The organism is Runella sp. MFBS21 (genome assembly GCF_029433105.1).
Lineage (GTDB): Bacteria > Bacteroidota > Bacteroidia > Cytophagales > Spirosomataceae > Runella.
This window is the reverse complement of record NZ_JARNTW010000001.1, coordinates 250635-269597: the sequence shown is the minus strand read 5'-3', so window position 1 is coordinate 269597 and position 18963 is coordinate 250635. Positions and strand designations below refer to the sequence as shown.

Annotated in this window: 20 protein-coding genes; 11 read left to right on the top strand and 9 right to left on the bottom strand. The window is 40.2% G+C overall.

Going from position 1 to position 18963, the window contains the following annotated elements:
- Window positions 1–14: 14 nt before the first annotated feature.
- From P1X15_RS00955 to P1X15_RS00940, 4 genes are all read right to left on the bottom strand, one after another.
- Window positions 15–2219 (bottom strand): peptidase domain-containing ABC transporter, encoded by a 2205-nt coding sequence (locus P1X15_RS00955; protein WP_277336266.1) that lies wholly within the window; start codon window positions 2217–2219, stop codon window positions 15–17.
- Window positions 2206–2697, bottom strand: a complete 492-nt coding sequence (locus tag P1X15_RS00950; protein ID WP_277336265.1) for a peroxiredoxin — start codon at window positions 2695–2697, stop codon at window positions 2206–2208. Before P1X15_RS00950 ends, P1X15_RS00955 begins: the two co-directional genes overlap by 14 nt.
- A 27-nt stretch (window positions 2698–2724) precedes the next feature.
- A complete protein-coding gene (locus P1X15_RS00945) occupies window positions 2725–3300 on the bottom strand; it encodes a hypothetical protein (protein WP_277336264.1) in 576 nt (191 codons plus the stop codon).
- Window positions 3301–3578: 278 nt separating this feature from the next.
- Window positions 3579–3806, bottom strand: a complete 228-nt coding sequence (locus P1X15_RS00940; RefSeq protein ID WP_277336263.1) for a hypothetical protein — start codon at window positions 3804–3806, stop codon at window positions 3579–3581.
- A 302-nt stretch (window positions 3807–4108) separates the two neighbouring features.
- Here P1X15_RS00940 and P1X15_RS00935 point away from each other — a divergent pair, with 302 nt between their 5' ends.
- Entirely contained in the window at window positions 4109–4573 is a 465-nt protein-coding gene (locus tag P1X15_RS00935) for a helix-turn-helix domain-containing protein (protein ID WP_277336262.1), read from the top strand.
- Between the two features lie 315 nt (window positions 4574–4888).
- Here P1X15_RS00935 and P1X15_RS00930 read toward each other — a convergent pair whose 3' ends face one another.
- A complete protein-coding gene (locus P1X15_RS00930; RefSeq protein ID WP_277336261.1) occupies window positions 4889–5347 on the bottom strand; it encodes a regulatory protein RecX in 459 nt (152 codons plus the stop codon).
- Between the two features lie 100 nt (window positions 5348–5447).
- Between P1X15_RS00930 and P1X15_RS00925 the strand changes: the two genes are divergently transcribed.
- The 5 genes from P1X15_RS00925 (at window position 5448) to P1X15_RS00905 (ending at window position 10272) form a co-directional block, all read left to right on the top strand.
- Entirely contained in the window at window positions 5448–6755 is a 1308-nt protein-coding gene (locus tag P1X15_RS00925) for an MFS transporter (protein WP_277336260.1), read from the top strand.
- Between the two features lie 101 nt (window positions 6756–6856).
- A complete protein-coding gene (locus tag P1X15_RS00920; RefSeq protein WP_028664485.1) occupies window positions 6857–7201 on the top strand; it encodes a c-type cytochrome in 345 nt (114 codons plus the stop codon).
- Between the two features lie 118 nt (window positions 7202–7319).
- Entirely contained in the window at window positions 7320–8036 is a 717-nt protein-coding gene (locus P1X15_RS00915) for a DUF4129 domain-containing protein (RefSeq protein ID WP_277336259.1), read from the top strand.
- A gap of 72 nt (window positions 8037–8108) precedes the next feature.
- Complete coding sequence (locus tag P1X15_RS00910; protein WP_277336258.1) at window positions 8109–9266, top strand: DUF4350 domain-containing protein; 1158 nt, start codon at window positions 8109–8111, stop codon at window positions 9264–9266.
- A gap of 34 nt (window positions 9267–9300) precedes the next feature.
- Window positions 9301–10272, top strand: a complete 972-nt coding sequence (locus P1X15_RS00905; protein ID WP_277336257.1) for a MoxR family ATPase — start codon at window positions 9301–9303, stop codon at window positions 10270–10272.
- Between the two features lie 72 nt (window positions 10273–10344).
- Here P1X15_RS00905 and P1X15_RS00900 read toward each other — a convergent pair whose 3' ends face one another.
- Both P1X15_RS00900 and P1X15_RS00895 read right to left on the bottom strand, forming a co-directional pair.
- On the bottom strand, window positions 10345–10836 hold the full coding sequence (locus tag P1X15_RS00900; RefSeq protein ID WP_277336256.1) for a hypothetical protein: 492 nt from the start codon (window positions 10834–10836) through the stop codon (window positions 10345–10347).
- A gap of 19 nt (window positions 10837–10855) precedes the next feature.
- On the bottom strand, window positions 10856–11401 hold the full coding sequence (locus P1X15_RS00895) for a hypothetical protein (protein ID WP_277336255.1): 546 nt from the start codon (window positions 11399–11401) through the stop codon (window positions 10856–10858).
- A 110-nt stretch (window positions 11402–11511) separates the two neighbouring features.
- On the opposite strand from P1X15_RS00895, the gene P1X15_RS00890 reads away from it, so the two are divergent.
- Window positions 11512–12705 carry a Gfo/Idh/MocA family protein gene (locus tag P1X15_RS00890; RefSeq protein WP_277336254.1) on the top strand — a complete coding sequence of 398 codons (1194 nt, stop codon included), beginning with the start codon at window positions 11512–11514 and terminating at the stop codon, window positions 12703–12705.
- A 105-nt stretch (window positions 12706–12810) separates the two neighbouring features.
- Here the strand turns inward: P1X15_RS00890 and P1X15_RS00885 are convergent, their stop codons facing one another.
- Window positions 12811–13005, bottom strand: a complete 195-nt coding sequence (locus P1X15_RS00885) for a cold-shock protein (RefSeq protein ID WP_028664478.1) — start codon at window positions 13003–13005, stop codon at window positions 12811–12813.
- A gap of 299 nt (window positions 13006–13304) precedes the next feature.
- Here P1X15_RS00885 and P1X15_RS00880 point away from each other — a divergent pair, with 299 nt between their 5' ends.
- Window positions 13305–13526 carry a PspC domain-containing protein gene (locus P1X15_RS00880; RefSeq protein WP_028664477.1) on the top strand — a complete coding sequence of 74 codons (222 nt, stop codon included), beginning with the start codon at window positions 13305–13307 and terminating at the stop codon, window positions 13524–13526.
- A 6-nt stretch (window positions 13527–13532) separates the two neighbouring features.
- Here the strand turns inward: P1X15_RS00880 and udk are convergent, their stop codons facing one another.
- Window positions 13533–14162: a uridine kinase gene (gene udk / locus P1X15_RS00875; RefSeq protein WP_277336253.1), complete on the bottom strand. Its 630-nt coding sequence runs from the start codon at window positions 14160–14162 to the stop codon at window positions 13533–13535.
- 204 nt (window positions 14163–14366) lie between these two features.
- Between udk and cysS the strand changes: the two genes are divergently transcribed.
- The 3 genes from cysS to P1X15_RS00860 all read left to right on the top strand — a co-directional run bounded on the left by cysS (window position 14367) and on the right by P1X15_RS00860 (window position 18907).
- A complete protein-coding gene (gene cysS / locus P1X15_RS00870) occupies window positions 14367–15896 on the top strand; it encodes a cysteine--tRNA ligase (RefSeq protein ID WP_277336252.1) in 1530 nt (509 codons plus the stop codon).
- A gap of 27 nt (window positions 15897–15923) precedes the next feature.
- Complete coding sequence (locus P1X15_RS00865) at window positions 15924–16463, top strand: DUF192 domain-containing protein (protein ID WP_277336251.1); 540 nt, start codon at window positions 15924–15926, stop codon at window positions 16461–16463.
- A 68-nt stretch (window positions 16464–16531) separates the two neighbouring features.
- Window positions 16532–18907 (top strand): gliding motility-associated C-terminal domain-containing protein, encoded by a 2376-nt coding sequence (locus tag P1X15_RS00860; RefSeq protein ID WP_277336250.1) that lies wholly within the window; start codon window positions 16532–16534, stop codon window positions 18905–18907.
- The last annotated feature ends 56 nt before the right edge of the window (window positions 18908–18963 follow it).

Here is an 18963-nt window from a genome sequence, read left to right as displayed (position 1 = left end):
TATGGCTAATCTTTTCACCCTTCACTATAAAGGCTTGGACTGCGAAGCAATTGCTCGGGTGTTGTGTACTTATCACAACGTCCATTTTCAATGATATAAATACGATTTGCTTGGTAAGCGGTCTGCATTTTGTGCGTTATCAAAAAAATAGTGATTTTGGATTTTAGGCGCTGCAAAAGCTGTAATATCACACGTTCTGTATTTTTATCCATGGAAGCCGTAGCCTCATCAAGGAGCAATAGTTGAGGTTTTTGCCATAAAGCTCTCGCTAGTGCCACCAACTGCTTTTGTCCGCCCGAAAGGTTAATCCCTTCCTCTCCTACTAATGTCATATAGCTTTGCGGTAACTGCTCAAAAAAGTAGCTAATCTGTAAATCTTGGCAAAATTGTATTACTTCTTTGGGTTCGACGACTTCGCCCAAAACGATATTTTCCAATACTGTACCATTAAAAATCTTAATCTCTTGCGGTACTACGCCTATATTTTGCCGCCAAAGCCTCGTATCTATCATTCTCAAATCTTGGCCATTTATACAAACTTTGCCTTCCTCCCAATCATAAAATTTTTGCAAAATCTGCATTAATGTACTTTTTCCATGACCACTCTCACCTAATAAAGCAATCATTTCACCTTTGTGAAGTTCTAAAGAAATATTTTTCAATAACGCCGAACGTCCCACAAAACGAAATGAGAGATTTTTGATAATTAAAGACAAGAAAATAAATTCCTTTTGGTTGTCCGGAGTGGTAATCGGAAGGTTATCTAATTCGGATTTATAATCTGACTTCACCGATGCTGTCATTTCACTTTCTAAACTCGTAAATTCATACATCCGTTCAAAAGCAATACGTGCTTCTTGAATCTGAATATTGAGCGTAGCCAATCGCCCCACCGCCCCTATCATCCCTGATGCCACACTAATAACAGCCATCATTTCGCCTATTTTAAGCTGCTTTTGCAAAACTAAAACTGACGCAACTGCCAACATTGCCACGGTGATTACGACACCAAATACTTCTGCCCAGATTCCGTAACGCGTCCCCAAAAGACCTACCTCATAAGACTTTTGCTGAAATCCCTCATAAGTAGATTGCGTAGTACGGGTAAAAAAATCTTCTCGTCCAGCCGCTTTTATCGCTCCTATACCTGTAATAGTATCTACATACTCACTCTCTACCCTTGCATAACCTGCCATTACTGCTCGTTGACCATGCATAATCCGCAGATGATACTTCCATACCAACCAGCCAAAAAAAGGTAAACTTAACAAGATAATTATTCCAACCTCAACCGAATAAATGAACACAAAAACTGCTGAAATTATTACGACCAAAAAATCAATCAGTACGTTGCCTGCCAATGAGGCTATTACTGACTGAATACGGCGCGTATCATGCATACGCGCGATGAGGTCTCCTGTTTTACGGCTATCAAAAAAAGATTTGGGTAATCGAATCAATCTTTCGTAGAAGCTCCCCGCCACTCTATTATTAAAACTTTGGGCTTGACGAAGTAAAAACAAGGCCCGAAGATAGGAGATACCTAAACGCGCCACCAAAAACATGCCTAATAAAATCAGTCCAATTGTTAATTTCTGGGTATTTTGTTTGGGCAAAATCTCATCAATCAATTTTTGCGAAAAAAGCGACATTCCTAATCCCATCATCGAAATCACTACCCCCAATACCGCTGCAATAATCAAAACAGATAAATCTTCTTGAATGAGACTTCTGAGCCAACGTAACTTTTGACTGCTATTGAGGGCATTTCTCTGAAAGCGCTCTGTTGGAGTTAATTGAAGCAAAATTTTAGATTTCCAAATCGCATCCAACTCGCTTTGGGTCATTTCTACAATCCCTTTCGCTGGGTCGGTTATGGTAAATACCCTCTTTTTAATTCCTTCTTCGGAAGGTGGGGAGCTACATACCACATAATGTTCCAACTTCCCATCTATCACTACGTGCAATATAACAGGCTCAGGCAACTCATATAGCATCTCAATACTTTCTGCTTCAAAACCCTCCGCCTCCAGCCCTATTTGCTGTGCTGCCTGGCATAGCCCCAGCAGTGTAGTCCCTTGATTAGTGGTTCCACTCAGTGCACGAAGCCGTTCTAACGATACCTCTCCTCCAAAATATCGCACCACCGAAGCCAAACAAGCTACACCACAGTCCGACTGGTCTTGTTGACGAATAAAGGGAAGGTTATTTTTTTTCATTGGCTATTACCTCTATTAGTTTTTCTATTTTTATATCCCCTTTTATTTCTTTGTTTAAATCTCCATTTTGATTATACACTAAAATATATGGTACAGTTATTACCGAGAATGTCTTATATATTTCTTCTTTCGACATTCGTAAAAACCTTATATTAGAAAAACTATTGAGCTTATAATCAGACGAAAACTTTATAATAGAAGCTGTATTTTCTGGGGAAACCATAAATATTTTTACCTTAAGAAAAACATCAATATGCTTCCTAATTTGTTCAGCATCATTTTGACAGTATTCACAAGTAGAAGAAAAAACAATAACTATTGTATGTGAAAAATTTTCACTTTCATTCCGTACACCTATAAATGGAATCTCCGACACATGCTCAACCGCTCTAGTTTCATATTTGTTCGATAAAATATATTTAACAATTAGACAGATAAAAGACAACAAAAAAATAGTAAATACAATTAAATATTTCATCTACCTATTATTACATTATAATATTTATCATTTCCTAAATACTCCTTTTTTTAACATATAATTAACACCAAATTTCAGATACGCAATTCTACTTATCGGAAAAAGTTCAATATTACCATTCAATAGGGGGCGGCTATAACAAAACTCAAGAGTAGTAGAATTATCTATAAAATAAGCAATACCTAAATTAAAGGTCGTACCTAACATTAATCTCCCTGAAAATTCTTCCAAATCAGGAATATTTGACTTAAATTGATAAAAATCTCCTGATTGCTGTAAGTAAAATTGAAATTTAGCTTCATCAAACAAATAAAATCTAACAAATGGACTCACTAATCCTCTATTTTTTACAAACCCATCATTAGGAACATATATCCCTTTTAACGATTTACTTGAGCTTGAAGGTGGCGTAGATAACCCTAAAAGTATTTTCTTTTTAAGGAAATAACCTATTTGGGGGCTTAATGAAAAGCTTATAGAATTATTATTAATTATAAAAGAGTTGTGTATCCCCACTAAAATTGCTTTTTCTTCAGTTTGCGAAAAAACGTCTGATGCTTCTATAAATAGAACTAAAAACGAAAATATAACTCGCAACATCATATATTAATTTAAGAATTATTTTAATTAACGCTGACAATCTAATTCAAAATATATCAGCGTTAACAATTATTTTTTAGTAACTGTTTAGGTACCCTACAAAAAAACAAACACCTGATAATCAATTAGTTGCTGTTTTTATTGTTAACCAATTGTGTAAAAATGTCGCATTTTTTGAATTTTCGAGCTTCCCTTAAATCACAAATTGTACTATTCTAACTGGAAAACGGTCTTTAAATTGTACTTTTTAAGTAAAAAGAGTACCTAAACAGTTACATTTTTTATAAATTATGAGGAGGACTTACTACGCCATCTCCGCCAGTTCCCAGAGGGAATATTATTGTACCCCCGCACATATCTTGACGAACAATAACTGACCAAAGGGCTGGGCCTGCGCCCGGAATAATCCATATCCACCAAGGGGGATTATTGACCCACTCCCAATACTCTTGAAAAGTACAGCTACCTCCAGAAAATGTACTCATTTGTTCATTGGATAATTTGTTCATAGTCTTTTGATTTTAATTTTTATTACTTTATTACAAGACGAAACGAAGATAAAAAGCCACAATCAATAAAACCAAAAAATAAAGCAGCGAATATATTCATCTGCTTTTGAATATTCATAATACAGACTGAATATACTAGCAACTTCAAGAAAGCATCACTGAATAACAGTCATTTAGCCATCACAAATAACGAATAAATTATTTTTATATTTGACAAATAGGACAGCAGCCCCTTATTTGTAAGTGTGACATTCTACTACTAAATTCGTCCAAATATGGTATAATATCCTAACAATACTAATATGCTATATATAGGAACAAAACTTAGATCTAAGAGAGATGAATGTAAAATGAAGCAAGAGACCCTTGCAAAAGCCATGAACATACCTCAAACTACCCTTAGCAGAATAGAAAACAATAAAGTGGGGGTATCAGAAGAAACGCTCCAAAAGTTAGCAGTGATTTTGGAAACAACAACAGACGAACTAAAAGAATCAGCAAAGCTTAATGCAAGTATATATACCAATCCTACTAAAGCTAACGGCCATACATATACCAATCACAATACAGAGGTATTTGAGCAAGCTTTGTCTCAATTTCAAGATATTTTTCAACAAATGCAAGCAATAATCAATGAACTTAAAGCCGATAAGGAGTTTTTAAGAGAAGAAAATCTTCAACTACGCCATCGTGATGAAAAATGGATGCAAATGATTATGGATATGCAGACACAATTAGTGAATTTCCTAGGCCAACATAGAGGCTAACTATTTATCTTAGGTTTCGTAAAATCTAAAAAATATCCCAAAAAGAAAACTGTCACCAAATCTAATATTGTCAACCTACTTACTATATTCCTATTGAGATTATTCGATTAGTTTTCTTATTGCTTGTATTTATAGTACTACTATAGTACCAATGCAATGTACGCCATGATCCAACAAAAATTACTTAACAATACATTTTAAGATTTTACCTTCATTAAAGAAAATCTCGGAGAACCCATACCCTATTTAATACTAAGCAGTAAAATTGCCAGAAATTAAATCTACGAAAAACAGTATCAAAATTAGCCCAACTCCCTAAATATTAATCCCCTTCAGCACCTCCCACACTATATCACTTTCAAAACCTCGACTCAATGCAAAACGTAGTAGTTTTTGTTTTACTTGGGAAGGTTCACCTTTGAGGCCTTGTACTTTTTTAGAGAGAAGCTCCTTCAAGGTCTCTTCGTAGGCATCTCCGTCTATTTCCAAAAGGCTTTTTTGAATCAAGTCATTTGAAAGCCCTTTCAGTTTCATTTCTTGTCTGATTTTGAGACGTCCCCATTTTTTGACCCTAAACTTTCCCCCTGCAAAAGCCCTTGCAAAACGCTCTTCATTGAGATAGTTTTGGGCAATCAATTCTTGTATAAGGGGCTCGGCCTCCTCATCTGGTAAGTCCCACTCCCGCAGCCTCTGACGTACTTCCTTGAGGGTTCTTTCTTGATATGCACAAAAAGAAGCAGCTTTTATCAATACTTGTTTTTGTAGGTCATTCATTATCATTCAGTTTTTAACAAAGGTAAGAATAGAACTTTTATCCGATAACCCCGTATATTGCATCCTCATTTCCTAACCACCCTTTTAACCTCTCACTCAAATGTATATCGGCAACTTTCGTTGGCGTATTGTATTGTTACTGTTTTTGGTAACGACCATCAACTACATCGACCGAAACGTCCTTTCATTTGCGATGCTTGATGATACTTTTCGAAAAGAAATGCTCGGGGTCCCGCTTACTTACACACTAACACAAGCAGACCTTGATACTTTCAAAATCGAATACGGCTGGATAGATACTGCTTTCAAAACCGCCTACGCCCTAGGGTTTATTATGATAGGCTGGCTCATTGACCGGCTAGGTACCAAAAGAGGATTGGCTTTTGCGATTGGACTTTGGAGTTTTGCGGGAGTAGCCAATGCCTTCGTAAGCTCTTTTCAAGGCTTATGGGCTACTCGCTTTGCACTAGGGATAGGCGAAGCAGGCAATTTCCCTTCAAGTATTAAATCCATCGCCGAATGGTTTCCTAAAAAAGAACGAGCTTTTGCCACGGGTCTCTTCAATGCTGGCACCAATGTCGGTATTATACTTACAGCGGCGCTCGTTCCTTGGATGACACTACACTATGGTTGGCGAATGTCATTTATGACTACTGGGGTACTTGGTTTTGTAGTACTTCTTATCTGGTGGATAAACTACCAACGGCCTGAGCAACACCCAAAAGTATCTGCCGAAGAGCTTTCGTACATCCAACAAGACCGACAACAAGAAGAAATCTCTGGGCGGCTTACTTGGTGGCGTTTACTTCGGTATCGACAAACTTGGGCCCTCATTGTGGGCAAATTTATGGCGGATCCTATTTGGTGGTTTTATTTGACATGGCTTCCTGATTTTTTTAATTCTAGTGAATCTCTCACCCAACGCCTCGATTTACAAAACATAGGTCTTCCTTTCATGGTCATTTACTTGATTTCAGATGGAGGGAGTGTCTTTTTTGGGTGGCTTTCTTCTCAATTCATGAAAGGAGGGTGGGACTTAAATCGGGCTCGTAAAACCACCATGTTGATTTGTGCCTTGTGTGTTGTACCTATCTTTTTAGCCGCCCAAACTCACAATATTTACCTTGCCACAGTACTGATTGCCATTGCAGCAGCTGCCCATTTGGGATGGTCGGCCAATGTTTATACCTTTGCATCAGATATGTTTCCCAAGAGTGCTGTGGCGATGGTAACAGGGATAGGGGGCTTTTCGGGGGCAGTAGGTGGCGCTTTGTTGGCTGCATTTGCGGGCCCTATTCGGGTCAAATTTGGTTACATGCCCCTTTTTCTCATCGCTAGTTTTACTTATTTAGTGGCTCTTTTGATTATCAATGTGTTGATTCCTAAAATGAAGCCAGTAGAAATGTAAAATAATCTTTTGGTATTTTAACACAAATTCTTTCTCAAAACGTTATAGCTTTGCATTTAATTAGTTCCATTTTTTCAAATTACAAAACATCCTGCCTGAGCATGAAACGAATTACAAAAATGTTAGTAGCGGCTGGTATTTTTTGCGTAGGTTCTACCGTAGCCAATGCACAAGTGAAGATTCCTGCTGATATTGAAGCATTGTTACAGAAAAATACCTGCTTTGCATGTCACCGCGCTGACCAAAAACTGGTTGGTCCTGGCTACAAAGAAGTAATGGCAAAGAAAAAATATACGCCTGAGCAAATTGTAGAATTGATTTATAAGCCTGAGCCTAGCCACTGGCCTGGCTATCCTCCAATGGCAGCGCTTCCCAATGTTCCTAAGGACGAAGCGTTGAAGATTGCTAAATGGATTGTGACTTTGGCACCAGCCAAGAAGAAATAATCTTTCCTGTTTTGTTTTTTCCTGTTTGCAAAGCCGACGCCAAAACGTCGGCTTTTTTGTAGATTTAGGTTCTTTTTCGCAATTTTAGTGTCTATCAACAATCAAGTACATCCTCCTCTTGAAAAGGTTTAGTTTTATTTGGTTCTTATGGTGCGTTAGCCTCAGTGTTTTTTCCCAAATACCGGAAAAAGCAGATACGACTATCTCCCAAGCCGCTTTTGACCAAACTCCTGTCAAACTCCGAAAACCATCCGACGACGCCCTAGAGCGTTTTCGTAGCGACCGCGACTACAATTATCAACAAGCAGCTCCTCCTCCCGAAAATCCCCTCTCCCGGTTTTGGTACTGGCTTAGCCGAAAATTCTTTGAGTTTTTTAGGAGTAGCTCCTATGAAAACTTCTGGCAATATGTGTTTCTAGTCACTATTGGTGCGCTGGTAGTATGGCTTTTGTACAAGTCTGAGTTTTTGGGTGGGTTGTTTGGGACAAAAGCCCAAGAAGACCCATTGGCTTACAACAAAATCACTGAAAATATCCATGAGCTTGATTTCAACTCCCTGATAGAAGAAGCCATTGCCAAAAATAATTATAGATTGGCGGTGCGTTTGTATTATCTAAAAACGCTCAAACAACTTACCGACAAAGGGCTGATTCATTGGCAGCCTACCAAAACCAACCGCAGCTATGTGGACGAGCTAAATACCAAGACCTTACAGAGTGATTTTGAAAAACTCACATCCCAGTTTGAATATGTATGGTATGGGGAATTTAGGATTTCGGAGGTAGAATTTGGAATCATAAAAGAAGAATTTCAGCACTTTTCATTAAAAATTTGAAGCTTTTATCCTTGTACCCTATCCCCCAAACGATAAGCCTTGCAAACATTACGTAGCAAATACTTTTGGTTCTTGATATTGACTCTCCTAGGTTTTGGGTTGTTTGAATACTACCGTCCTAAGCCATTGGATTGGACGCCTACTTATTCCAACAAAGACCATATTCCCTTGGGTACCAAGGCATTGTATGAGTTGTTGCCGGAAGTTTTTATTAATCAAAAGGCAACTTCCTTAAGGACGCCCATTTATAATCATTTAAGTAATAACACGGATCGTTTTTTGAGCAATTACATCTTTGTCTGTCAGGAATTTAGTGTTGACAAAAACGACCGTGAACAGTTATTTAAGTACGTATCCAAAGGAAACGATGTTTTTATATCGGCCTACGACTTTCCTGATACTTTGATGAAAACATTAGGCGTAAAAGCCGAGCTAAAAGCCCCTACTCTTCGCGATACAGCATTGGTAATGAACTTTGTTACCCCTTCTTTCAAGACCCCAAAAGGCTATGTATTTGCACAAGATGATGGTCGCAATTATTTTTCGGTCAAACAACCCCAAAATGTCTCAATTCTGGCCAATAACGCCCGTGGCGAACCTATATTTTTGAAGGTAAAATACGGAAAGGGGTACTTTTATTTACATAATCTCCCCTTGGCTTTGACTAATTATTATACCTTAGACCCTGCCACTACCGATTTTGCTTTTAAGTCTCTTTCTTATTTATCAGTGCGACCTGTGTATTGGGACGAATACCTCAAGCAGGGAAGATTTGGTGAGGATGAGCAGTCTATATTTAGGTATATCATGACACAGCCTGCCCTAAAATGGAGTTATTATCTTATCCTTTGGGGTTTATTATTCTTTGCCATTTTTGCGGGAAAACGCACCCAACGCATCATCCCAATCATGACTCCACCTCAAAATACCTCTTTGGAGTTTGTCAAAACCATCGGAAAGATGTATTTTCAAAAAGGCAACCATTCTAATATTGCCCAAAAGAAGATACAACATTTGATGATTTATATTCGCGAACGCTTTGGGTTACGTACCCAAGATGTTGATGATGAATTTAAAACATCATTAGCACACAAAACAGGCCTTTCTCGATTAGACATTGATTTGTTGTTTGGAGAAATAGCCCATGCCGAGCGTACGCCCATTTTGTCTGAATATGCGCTTTTGAGTCTCAACCGCCGCATCGAAGACTTTTATCAAAAATCAAAATAAGCCCTTTTATCACCTCAGGAAACTATTTTACAAAATGAACTTTAAATCTAGGATTGAGTTAGAAGACCTTAGCAATGCCATTGGAGCCATCAAATCACAAATTGGGAAAATCATTGTAGGGCAGCACCAAACCATAGAGTTACTCCTTACGGCTTTGCTGGCTGATGGACATGTGCTTCTTGAAGGAGTGCCTGGCGTAGCCAAAACCCTTACGGCAAAGCTACTCGCCAAAACTATCAATACGGATTTTAGTCGCATCCAATTTACCCCCGATTTGATGCCTTCTGACGTATTAGGAACATCAGTATTCAACCCCAAACTCACTAACTTTGAATTTATTAAAGGTCCCATTTTCTCCAACATCGTGTTGGTAGATGAAATCAACCGCGCTCCTGCAAAGACCCAATCGGCGCTGTTTGAAGTAATGGAAGAACGACAAGCTACGATCGATAAAACTACCTATCCGATGAGCTCGCCTTTTATCGTGATAGCCACCCAAAATCCCATTGAGCACGAAGGTACTTACCGACTTCCCGAAGCTCAGCTTGACCGATTTTTGTTTAAAATAACAGTAAACTATCCTACGCCAGACCAAGAAGTGGAAGTTTTGAGAGGGCACCATCTAAGAAAAAACATGGCGGAGGCGATTGCGGATATTGAACCTGTACTTCAGCCTCTTGAGTTAGCCGAGTTACGCCAGAAAACACATCAGGTCCATGTAGAAGATAAATTGCTAGGCTACATTGCCCAAATTGTGCTCGAAACTCGCAGCAACAAATCTTTATTTCTGGGAGCATCGCCGCGGGCGTCAGTGGCATTGTTGAATAGCTCCAAGGCTTTTGCCTCTATCAAAGGACGTGATTTTGTAACTCCTGAAGACATCCAATTTTTGGCGCCGAGTGTGCTGCGGCACCGCATTTTGCTTACTCCCGAAAGAGAAATGGAAGGAGCCACTCCTGATGATGTAGTAGCTCAATTGCTCCAAAAAATCGAAGTCCCGCGCTAATAGATGATAAATAGCTCCATCACAAAGGGCGTCTCCCAATGAAGGAGACGCCCTTTGTGATGGATAGCTAAATTAGAGTAATTGCTTTAGCATCTCTTCTACTTTGAGTAAATCTGATTTGATTTTCTCAATATTTGCTTTTGATTCTTTCTGAACATCAAGCATTTGGTCAGGTGTCAAATCTGGGGCTGGCTTATGGTCATGATGGTGGTGCTCGCCCTCGCCATGATGGTGTTCATGAGGTAAGCCGGGCACTTCTATTACATTTTCTTCCCAAGTTTCGAAGGATTTGGCTACGCCATCTAGGGCCGCCAATGCCGAGTCAGCTTTGGCAATTTGAGCTGCATCGGTGAGTGTTTTTTTCTTATCGTTCAAAACAATCTTTATCGAATCTATGGCTTCAATTTGCTCATGTAGAGACTCTTCTATGGCCATAGCTTCTAAGTGCACTTTCCCAGCCTCTTCCATTTTAGGGTCTTTTTTGTCGCCACACGCCACAAATAAAACGCCCGAAGCGATTAGCAAAGAACCATAAATGGCAGTACGATAAGCAGATTTTCTCATGATAAATGTAGATTAGTGGTTAATCAATTGTTGAAACTTGATACCCTTCTTTCCGAAGCATGGCCAATATAGCTTGCTCAGAGGTTTTGTCTTGATAGTATCTCACTGATACTCCTGCGTCAGTAAGTTTGATTTGCGAAGGTACAACTCCTTCTACAGATTGAAGCATATTGCTCAACTTTTCTACCGATTTGGGAGGTTTTTGGAGTTCAAATTGTGCTACACGCGTAGCCCGAATACGCTCAAACTGAGCCTGCGCCAACTTGCTTTCCTCAGCTTGAAAGTAACGATGGGGAATCAAATTCAAAACAATAGTTAATCCCACAGCAGTCCAAAAAACTTTTTTCTCAAAAGCCGATGAGCGATGCGAAGACCGTAGGTAGAGATCATAAAATGACCAAATCAAAACCCCTATCTGTAATGCTATCAACTGAGTTTGATACTGAGCAAGCCATCCTATTGATACTCCGTTGAATACAACCACAATTAACGGCAACCAGCAGCACAAGAGATGAACAAGCCCTGTTAATCCTACGTTTAAAGTAATCGAAATAATTTTTGACATGACTAATTGCAACTATATTGCAAAAGTACTAACAAAAACTCATCATTAAAAAGTTTATGGAGACTGCTTTTTGTTAGAAATTATTTTTCACCCTCAAACTCTTCTCTTTTATGCAGAAAATTGCAATGCTTGGTTCTGGCTTTATCGGACGTTTTTATGCAGAATCTATTCACGGACAGCGAGGGCGTGATCGTGTAGTGGCGATATACGCCCGGCGCGAAGAAAGTGCTAAAAAATTTGCTGACGATTACGGTTGTTCTTTTTGGGCTACTGATATGGAAGAAGTAATTGCCCATCCAGATGTGACGATGGTGTGTATAGCTCTTCCCAACAACTTACACGAAGCAGCCGTAATGCTCTGCGTAAAACACAAAAAGGCATTGGTATCAACCAAGCCACTCGGCAGAAATGGTGCTGAAGCCCTTCGCATGATGCAGGCAGTAGAAGAAGCAGGAATATTTGGCGGGTATTTGGAAGATTTGTGCTATACTCCCAAATTTCTGAAAGCCAAACAAATGGTCGACAACGGAGCATTGGGGCGGATTTTGTGGGCCAAATCCCGCGAAACTCACCCCGGCCCTCACAGCAATTGGTTTTGGGACAAAGAAATGGCAGGCGGGGGTTGTATCCTAGATTTAGGCTGCCATTGTATCGAAATAGCTCGTAATTTTATTGGGAAAGACATCAAGCCCGTGGAGGTCATGTGTTGGGCCGCTACCCAAGTAAAACCCATTGAAGCCGAAGACCATGCGATTGCCCTGGTGAAGTATGAAAATGGCGCAATCGGGCAGTTTGAAGTAAGTTGGACTTTCAGAGGAGGTATGGACCTGCGCGACGAAGTGATGGGTACCGAAGGCACTATCTGGATGAACAATTTTTTACGCACTGGTTTTGAAGTATTCACCACAGGCAAAGGCGGTGACTATGTAGCCGAAAAAGCCGAAAGCAATTCGGGGTGGCTTTTCCCGGTAGGCGACGAGGTCAACGAGTTGGGATATAATCATATGTTTACGGACATGTTTCGGTCGGTAGAAGAAGGTCAACAACCCGCCGAAACTTTGTATGACGGCTATGTAGTGAATGCTATTATTGACGCCGCTTATAAATCGGCTCAATCTAAACTTTGGGAACCAGTAATATTGCCTGTATGGCGGGGGCAAGAAGGGTTGAAGCCCGTTTCTACCTTAGTAGATTACGATGCTGACTATTACTTAATTAAAGAAGAAGTAACCCATGACGGGCGCCATAAATTGATTTTGAAAGACAAAAAAACCAACGAAATCATCGAGCGAGACTTAAAATAAACACTTGAATTTTGGAAGTTTAATACAATTCTTATTTTTCCCAAAAAACAAAAAAACGAGGCACTTCCTGGGAAGTGCCTCGTGCCGTTGTTAAAGTAAATAAAATTAAATTTTCTTTACTTTAGTCGCGTTCAAGCCTTTCTTTCCGTCAACGACTTCGTACTCAACACGGTCTTTTTCGCGAATAACAACGCCGCCTAAGCCCGTTACGTGTACGAAAATTTCTTTTTGAGATTCATCGTCCACAATGAAACCATACCCTCTAGCTTCATTGAAAAACTTTACTGTTCCTGTTTGCATTGTACTACAAAAATTAAAAAAATGAAAAAAAATAATTAAAATAAACTGCTATCAGCCTCATTTTCTGAACCTTACAAAGATGCTGACAGGAACTAATATTTGAGCAAAGGCTTGAACTCTCAAAATTATGAACTTGCCGAGGCTAAACTTTGTCTTGCTATGATAATGAAGTTTTAGGCAAAGCTAAAACAAAATTATAAATTATTTGTTATAAGTCAAGTCATAAGGGCTGTTATTCAGGTGCTTGACATTTAATTTTGGTTTTATTATCTTCGTTTCAAATTTTTCAAAACAACGCTATGAATCGTTTCCGCTATTTCGTAGAAAACCATATTTTTGGCGTTTGTACACGCTTGGGAGAAATCCTCAATATTTCGGCTAGTAGCATTCGTTTGTATTTTATCTATGCTACTTTTTTGACCTTCGGGTCTCCTATCATCATTTACTTGGTGATGGCATTTTGGATGGAAATGGGCAAGCACCTTCGCCGTCACAAAAATCCCACGATTTGGGAGCTGTAGCAAAGCTTATTCTTCTTTGCTATCTACCTTACTTTTCAAGAACGCTTTCACCACCTCTAGGCCTCGGTGAAAATGGCGATTGTTAGGCACAATCAAATCTGCATCTGCTTTGGAAGGCTTAATATACTGCTCATAAGTAGGAAAGACGTGGTTTTCCCAACGGTACAATACATCAGTAAGGTCATAACCTCGCTCAATTTGATCCCGAATAATCCGACGTTTTAGTTTGATGTGCTCTTTGGCATCAATAAAAATCTTAAGATCCAGCAACTCGGCTATTTCTTTGAAATAAAACACAAAAATACCTTCTACCACTATGATGGGCCTAGGACTGAAGGTCAGCATTTTAGGGATAATATTGGGATTGTTGAAGGTATATTCTAGCTGCTGCACGGTACGCCCTTCACGCAACTCAATGATATGCTCAGCGTACTTTCGGTGATTGATAGCCGATGGCAAATCAAAGTTATGTACTCCATTTTCATCTACAGCCACCTCATGGCGAGGCCGATAATAGTGGTCTTGCGAAATCAGGCAAATTTCATTTTCTGAAAATGCTCCCATCAAACTGTTCAAAAAGTAAGTCTTTCCCGAAGCACTCCCGCCCGTGATTCCGACAATAAAAGGCTTTTTCATGCGGTAAAGTTAATTTGCCGTAATTAAATACCGAACTTCTGGCATTGATTTTGTAAAAGAACCCACAACAAATTGTTAGTTTTGTGGACAAATATTCGTTTTCTAGTTATGCTTTCACCAAAATTTAATTCTAACACGTTCCGATGTTGCCAATACTCGATGGTTTAGTATGTTTTTTCAAAATCAGTATTTCGCAATATCACCATGACACAACCGCTCAAAATCTATAATTCGCTTTCTCGCCAAAAAGAACTTTTCGAACCCCTCAGCCCTCCTCATGTGGGGCTTTATGTATGTGGTCCTACTGTGTATAATTACGTGCATTTAGGCAACGTTCGAACTTTTCTTACTTTTGATATCTTGTTTCGATATCTTACGCACATTGGTTATAAAGTACGCTATGTACGAAATATCACCGACGTAGGTCACCTTGTAGGAGATGGAGATGAGGGAGAAGATAAAATTGGTCGAATGGCCAAACTCGAAAAGTTGGAGCCGATGGAGATTGTCCAACGCTACACCAACGATTTTCATCAAGTATTAGAACGCCTCAATTTCCATACCCCAAGTATCGAGCCTACCGCTACGGGGCATTTGATAGAGCAGATAGAAGCCGTCAAAGATTTGATAAATAAAGGCTTGGCCTACGAGTCAAATGGCTCTGTTTATTTTGACATTAATAAATACAACGCTCAAGGAAATAACTACGGCAAACTTTCTGGAAGGGTTTTGGAGGAGTTGCTGACCGAAACCCGCGAATTAGAAGGTACTTCCGAAAAAAGAAATCCTTTGGATTTTGCCATTTGGAAAAAAGCTGCCCCCGAGCACATCATGCAGTGGGAATCTCCGTGGGGCAAGGGCTTCCCAGGCTGGCACCTCGAATGTACCTGCATGAGTACCAAATATTTAGGCGCTCAATTTGATATTCATGGCGGGGGTATGGATCTCAAATTCCCTCATCATGAATGCGAAATAGCCCAAGGAACGGGACTCAATGGGGCTGACCCCGTGCGGTATTGGATGCACTCCAACATGCTGACCGTGAATGGCCAAAAAATGTCTAAATCCCTGGGCAATTCATTCTTGCCCGCTGAGTTATTTACGGGAAATCACCCATTGCTAGAGCAAGCATACAGCCCCATGACCACGCGGTTTTTTATGCTGCAAAGTCAGTATCGCAGTACGCTTGATTTTTCAAATGATGCACTAAAAGGTGCCCAAAAAGCCTTCAAAAGGCTTATGAATGGGCTTCGTGCTATTAAAGCAATGGAGTATATACCTTCTGAAGTTGACACTCAAACTGCCGGCCTAAAGGTATCCACCCCTGGTGTAGCGATTGATGCAAAAAAAGTCGCCGACATTGAGAAATCAGTACAAGGGTTTTATGATGCCATGAACGACGACCTCAATACGGCCGTTGCGATAGCACAGTTGTTTAACCTCTTAAAATATGTCAACATGCTTTATCTCAATCAGCTTTCTCCCGCTGCATTGGGCGAGGGAGGGTTTGCGATGTTGAAAGATAAGTTTACCACTTTTACGGAAGAAATTTTGGGCTTGAAAGAAGAGAAAAGCGAAAGTGACGCCATTTTAGGCGGAATGCTAGACCTTTATCGAGAATACAAAGCAAGTCAGCGCTATGATAAAGTAGACCAAATAAGAGCCTACTTTAAAGCACAAAACCTCGTAATTCGGGACATGAAGCACCGAATTGACTGGGCTTATGAAGAATAATGGTTTTCTCAACTAACATTTTCAAAGATGCGCAATCGTAGGTCTTATTTTAGTTATGTACTTTTAGCCGTTTTTGTACTAGCGGGAGCGTTGTATTTACTACGCCCTCTGCTCGTTTCGGAAAATAGACCCACAAGTTCCGAAACTACCGCAGCAGCCCCCTCATCTACTCCTGCTACTATTTCTTCCAATGGTATCACTAAGGAGGGCGAAGTAACTTTTTTGAAGAACGGTAAAAAATTCAAAACCATCGACGTAGAAATCGCCGAAAATGATGCAGAACGCCAAAAAGGACTCATGTTTAGGCCTTATCTGGCCGATTCGGTAGGAATGCTTTTTGTGTTTGACAGCCCTACGCCACAATCTTTCTGGATGAAAAACACGATGATTTCACTCGATATCATTTATGTTGACCAGAACAAAAAGATTGTTTCTATCCAAAAAAATGCAAAGCCTTATTCGGAAGAAAACCTACCTTCTTATGGCAACACCCAATATGTGGTGGAAGTCAATGGAGGCTACTGCGATAAGTATGGCATCGGCGTGGGAGATAGCATAGTGTTTTGAGTTTGGAACAATTTTTGCCCATGATGTAGCATATATCTTAGCATATCCAACATCGCAAACTGAGGTTCATGAAGTGTCTGATTACGTGCGGATTAGTTTTACTGGTATGGTCAAAAACTTGGGCAAACCATCTGATGGGAGGAGATGTATCTATCACTAAGAGAGGTACTTCTCCTAATACTTTTACCATAACACTTACGTTGGTTTATGACCAAGTCCAGTCCCCTGAAGATAAAGCCTTTGTTTCGGTTTTTCGTAAGAATGACCATACGCGAATGGATGATTTTACGCTCACCCGCGTTGTTGAGCAAGCATTACCTTACCAAAATGCAAGCTGTATCAATGGGACTCCTAGCACCAAGATTTCGTACATAAAATACGAAGCCAACGTCACTCTTCTCCCTAGCAATTACAATCACCTTAGCGGATACTATCTGGCATGGGAAGAATGCTGTCGCAACAACAACGTTCTTAATATTCAAGCAAATGCAGGAGCTGGGTTAGTTTTCTACTGCGAAATCCCCCCCCTTACTACTTCCAACAGCTCTCCGCAATTTGCTACGCCCCAAGTTAAATTTGCATGTATTGGAAAAAACTTTGAAGCTAGCTTTGCTGCTACTGACCTTGATGGCGATGAGCTGAGGTATTCGCTCGTGACACCCCTAGCAGGCAATACCGACCCAAGTGGGACCTTTCCTTCTATGCCTAATGCTGGCCCTTACCGGAAAGCGACTTGGAATGCAGGATATGATAGTACAAGAGCTATCACAGGAACAATCCCGCCAAAAATTGACTCCCGTACAGGTCAGTTATCACTTAATCCTTCTCAAATTGGTACTTATGTTGTTGCCGTCAAATGTGAAGAATGGCGAAATGGCTCTAAAATAGGAGAAGTACGACGGGAGTTTGTCCTTAATGTGGTAGATTGTATTTCAACCCAAGTGCCCCCCGCTTATATAAATCTCAAAGACGGCTCACCTTCCATTACTTTTGATTTGCAACCCAATGGCCATGTACAAACCGTAGGCCTCTGTAAGGGTGACTCGGTAGTACTAAAAGCCGACGACGAAAACCCGCGCTGGAGCTATCAATGGCTTAAAAATGGTCAACTTGTTTCCACCACTCCGACTGTTTTGTTGAGTATCAAAGAAGAAGGAGTATATAGTATTGTGAAGCGTTTTAAAGAAAGTTGCGGAGCAGAAGACTCTACTACCAATACCACAAAAGTCAACTTCAAACTAAGCCCTAATGCCGCCATTACGAGTAGTAGACCACTACCTATTTGTTCTTCCGACAGTACCAATTTATCTGTTACGACTACTTCTAATACTTTAGTTGAATGGCGATTCAATGGAATAGTTTTACCTAATATAGACAACGTTCTGGCCCATGTCAAACAAGGAGGGCTTTATAAAGTAAAAATCACTGATAATAATTCTCGCTGCACTGCCACCGATAGCCTTTTGGTTAAATCTATTACATCTCCTTTGGCACAACTGATGATAAGCGGAGCTGCTACTTTTTGCTCCAATGACTCAGTCAAGCTTTTTATTGCTCCCAACAATGCTTACAATTTTGTGTGGTACAAGAATGATTTTCCGTTAGTGCAAGCGATAGGTAATGAATTTAGACCCCGCGAATCAGGTCAATATTCAGTATCGGTAGAAGATACAGCCTCAAAATGCCTAACTCACTCCTCAGCTATCAATGTTGTGGTCAAACCTGCTCCACAAGTCACCCTTGACTCAATCCCCTCAGTATGTACGGCAAGTCTACAAGCTATTACTTTAAATGGGCTTCCAGAAGGAGGTATTTATAGCGGTACAGGAGTAGTAGGCAATCGGTTTGTAAGTGCCAACCTGCCCTCAGGTCGATATCCCATTACCTACACCTACACTAGCCCCGAAGGCTGCACTGGCAAAGATACCAAAGCAGCGTTTATTGCTCCACCTCCCCGTTTTTCTATACCCTCTAAACTCGTGGTTTTAAAAGGAGACAGCGTAAAGATTAATACAAGTCTTCCTCTCAATGCTTCTATCAGTTGGTTTCCTAGTACAGGCCTCAACAATGACCACGCTCCTCAACCTACCGCAAGTCCCGACCTTACTACTACCTACTACGCGACGCTCATTAGTACTCAAGGGTGCGTCGCAGAAGGGGAAGTCACGGTGGTGGTCATTAATCTTGATATTCCCAATGGCTTTACACCCAATCATGACGGTGCTAACGAAACGTGGGAGATAAGCGGTATTTTTGAGTATCCCAATTGCGTAGTTGAGGTTTTTAACCGCTGGGGCAATCTTGTCTTTAGCAGTAAAGGCTACGAAACCCCTTGGGATGGTAATTGGAATGGCCAACCTGTGCCGGTAGGTGCTTACTACTACCAAATTTATTTAAGAGAAGTAGAATTCAAACTCACTGGTACGCTCAACATCATTCGCTAATAAAACAAAGAAAAAGGAGCTAACTATTCGCCAGCTCCTTTACTCATATACAATTT

Excerpts from the sequence above, each read along its gene's own strand:
- P1X15_RS00940 (WP_277336263.1), bottom strand. The coding sequence starts at position 3,806 with ATGAACAAATTATCCAATGAACAAATGAGTACATTTTCTGGAGGTAGC.
- P1X15_RS00935 (WP_277336262.1), top strand. The coding sequence starts at position 4,109 with ATGCTATATATAGGAACAAAACTTAGATCTAAGAGAGATGAATGTAAA.
- P1X15_RS00900 (WP_277336256.1), bottom strand. The coding sequence starts at position 10,836 with ATGAGAAAATCTGCTTATCGTACTGCCATTTATGGTTCTTTGCTAATC.
- P1X15_RS00950 (WP_277336265.1), bottom strand. The coding sequence starts at position 2,697 with ATGAAATATTTAATTGTATTTACTATTTTTTTGTTGTCTTTTATCTGT.
- P1X15_RS00955 (WP_277336266.1), bottom strand. The coding sequence starts at position 2,219 with ATGAAAAAAAATAACCTTCCCTTTATTCGTCAACAAGACCAGTCGGAC.
- P1X15_RS00860 (WP_277336250.1), top strand. The coding sequence starts at position 16,532 with ATGAAGTGTCTGATTACGTGCGGATTAGTTTTACTGGTATGGTCAAAA.
- P1X15_RS00920 (WP_028664485.1), top strand. The coding sequence starts at position 6,857 with ATGAAACGAATTACAAAAATGTTAGTAGCGGCTGGTATTTTTTGCGTA.
- P1X15_RS00880 (WP_028664477.1), top strand. The coding sequence starts at position 13,305 with ATGAATCGTTTCCGCTATTTCGTAGAAAACCATATTTTTGGCGTTTGT.
- cysS (WP_277336252.1), top strand. The coding sequence starts at position 14,367 with ATGACACAACCGCTCAAAATCTATAATTCGCTTTCTCGCCAAAAAGAA.
- udk (WP_277336253.1), bottom strand. The coding sequence starts at position 14,162 with ATGAAAAAGCCTTTTATTGTCGGAATCACGGGCGGGAGTGCTTCGGGA.
- P1X15_RS00925 (WP_277336260.1), top strand. The coding sequence starts at position 5,448 with ATGTATATCGGCAACTTTCGTTGGCGTATTGTATTGTTACTGTTTTTG.
- P1X15_RS00905 (WP_277336257.1), top strand. The coding sequence starts at position 9,301 with ATGAACTTTAAATCTAGGATTGAGTTAGAAGACCTTAGCAATGCCATT.
- P1X15_RS00895 (WP_277336255.1), bottom strand. The coding sequence starts at position 11,401 with ATGTCAAAAATTATTTCGATTACTTTAAACGTAGGATTAACAGGGCTT.
- P1X15_RS00930 (WP_277336261.1), bottom strand. The coding sequence starts at position 5,347 with ATGAATGACCTACAAAAACAAGTATTGATAAAAGCTGCTTCTTTTTGT.
- P1X15_RS00945 (WP_277336264.1), bottom strand. The coding sequence starts at position 3,300 with ATGATGTTGCGAGTTATATTTTCGTTTTTAGTTCTATTTATAGAAGCA.
- P1X15_RS00885 (WP_028664478.1), bottom strand. The coding sequence starts at position 13,005 with ATGCAAACAGGAACAGTAAAGTTTTTCAATGAAGCTAGAGGGTATGGT.
- P1X15_RS00865 (WP_277336251.1), top strand. The coding sequence starts at position 15,924 with ATGCGCAATCGTAGGTCTTATTTTAGTTATGTACTTTTAGCCGTTTTT.
- P1X15_RS00890 (WP_277336254.1), top strand. The coding sequence starts at position 11,512 with ATGCAGAAAATTGCAATGCTTGGTTCTGGCTTTATCGGACGTTTTTAT.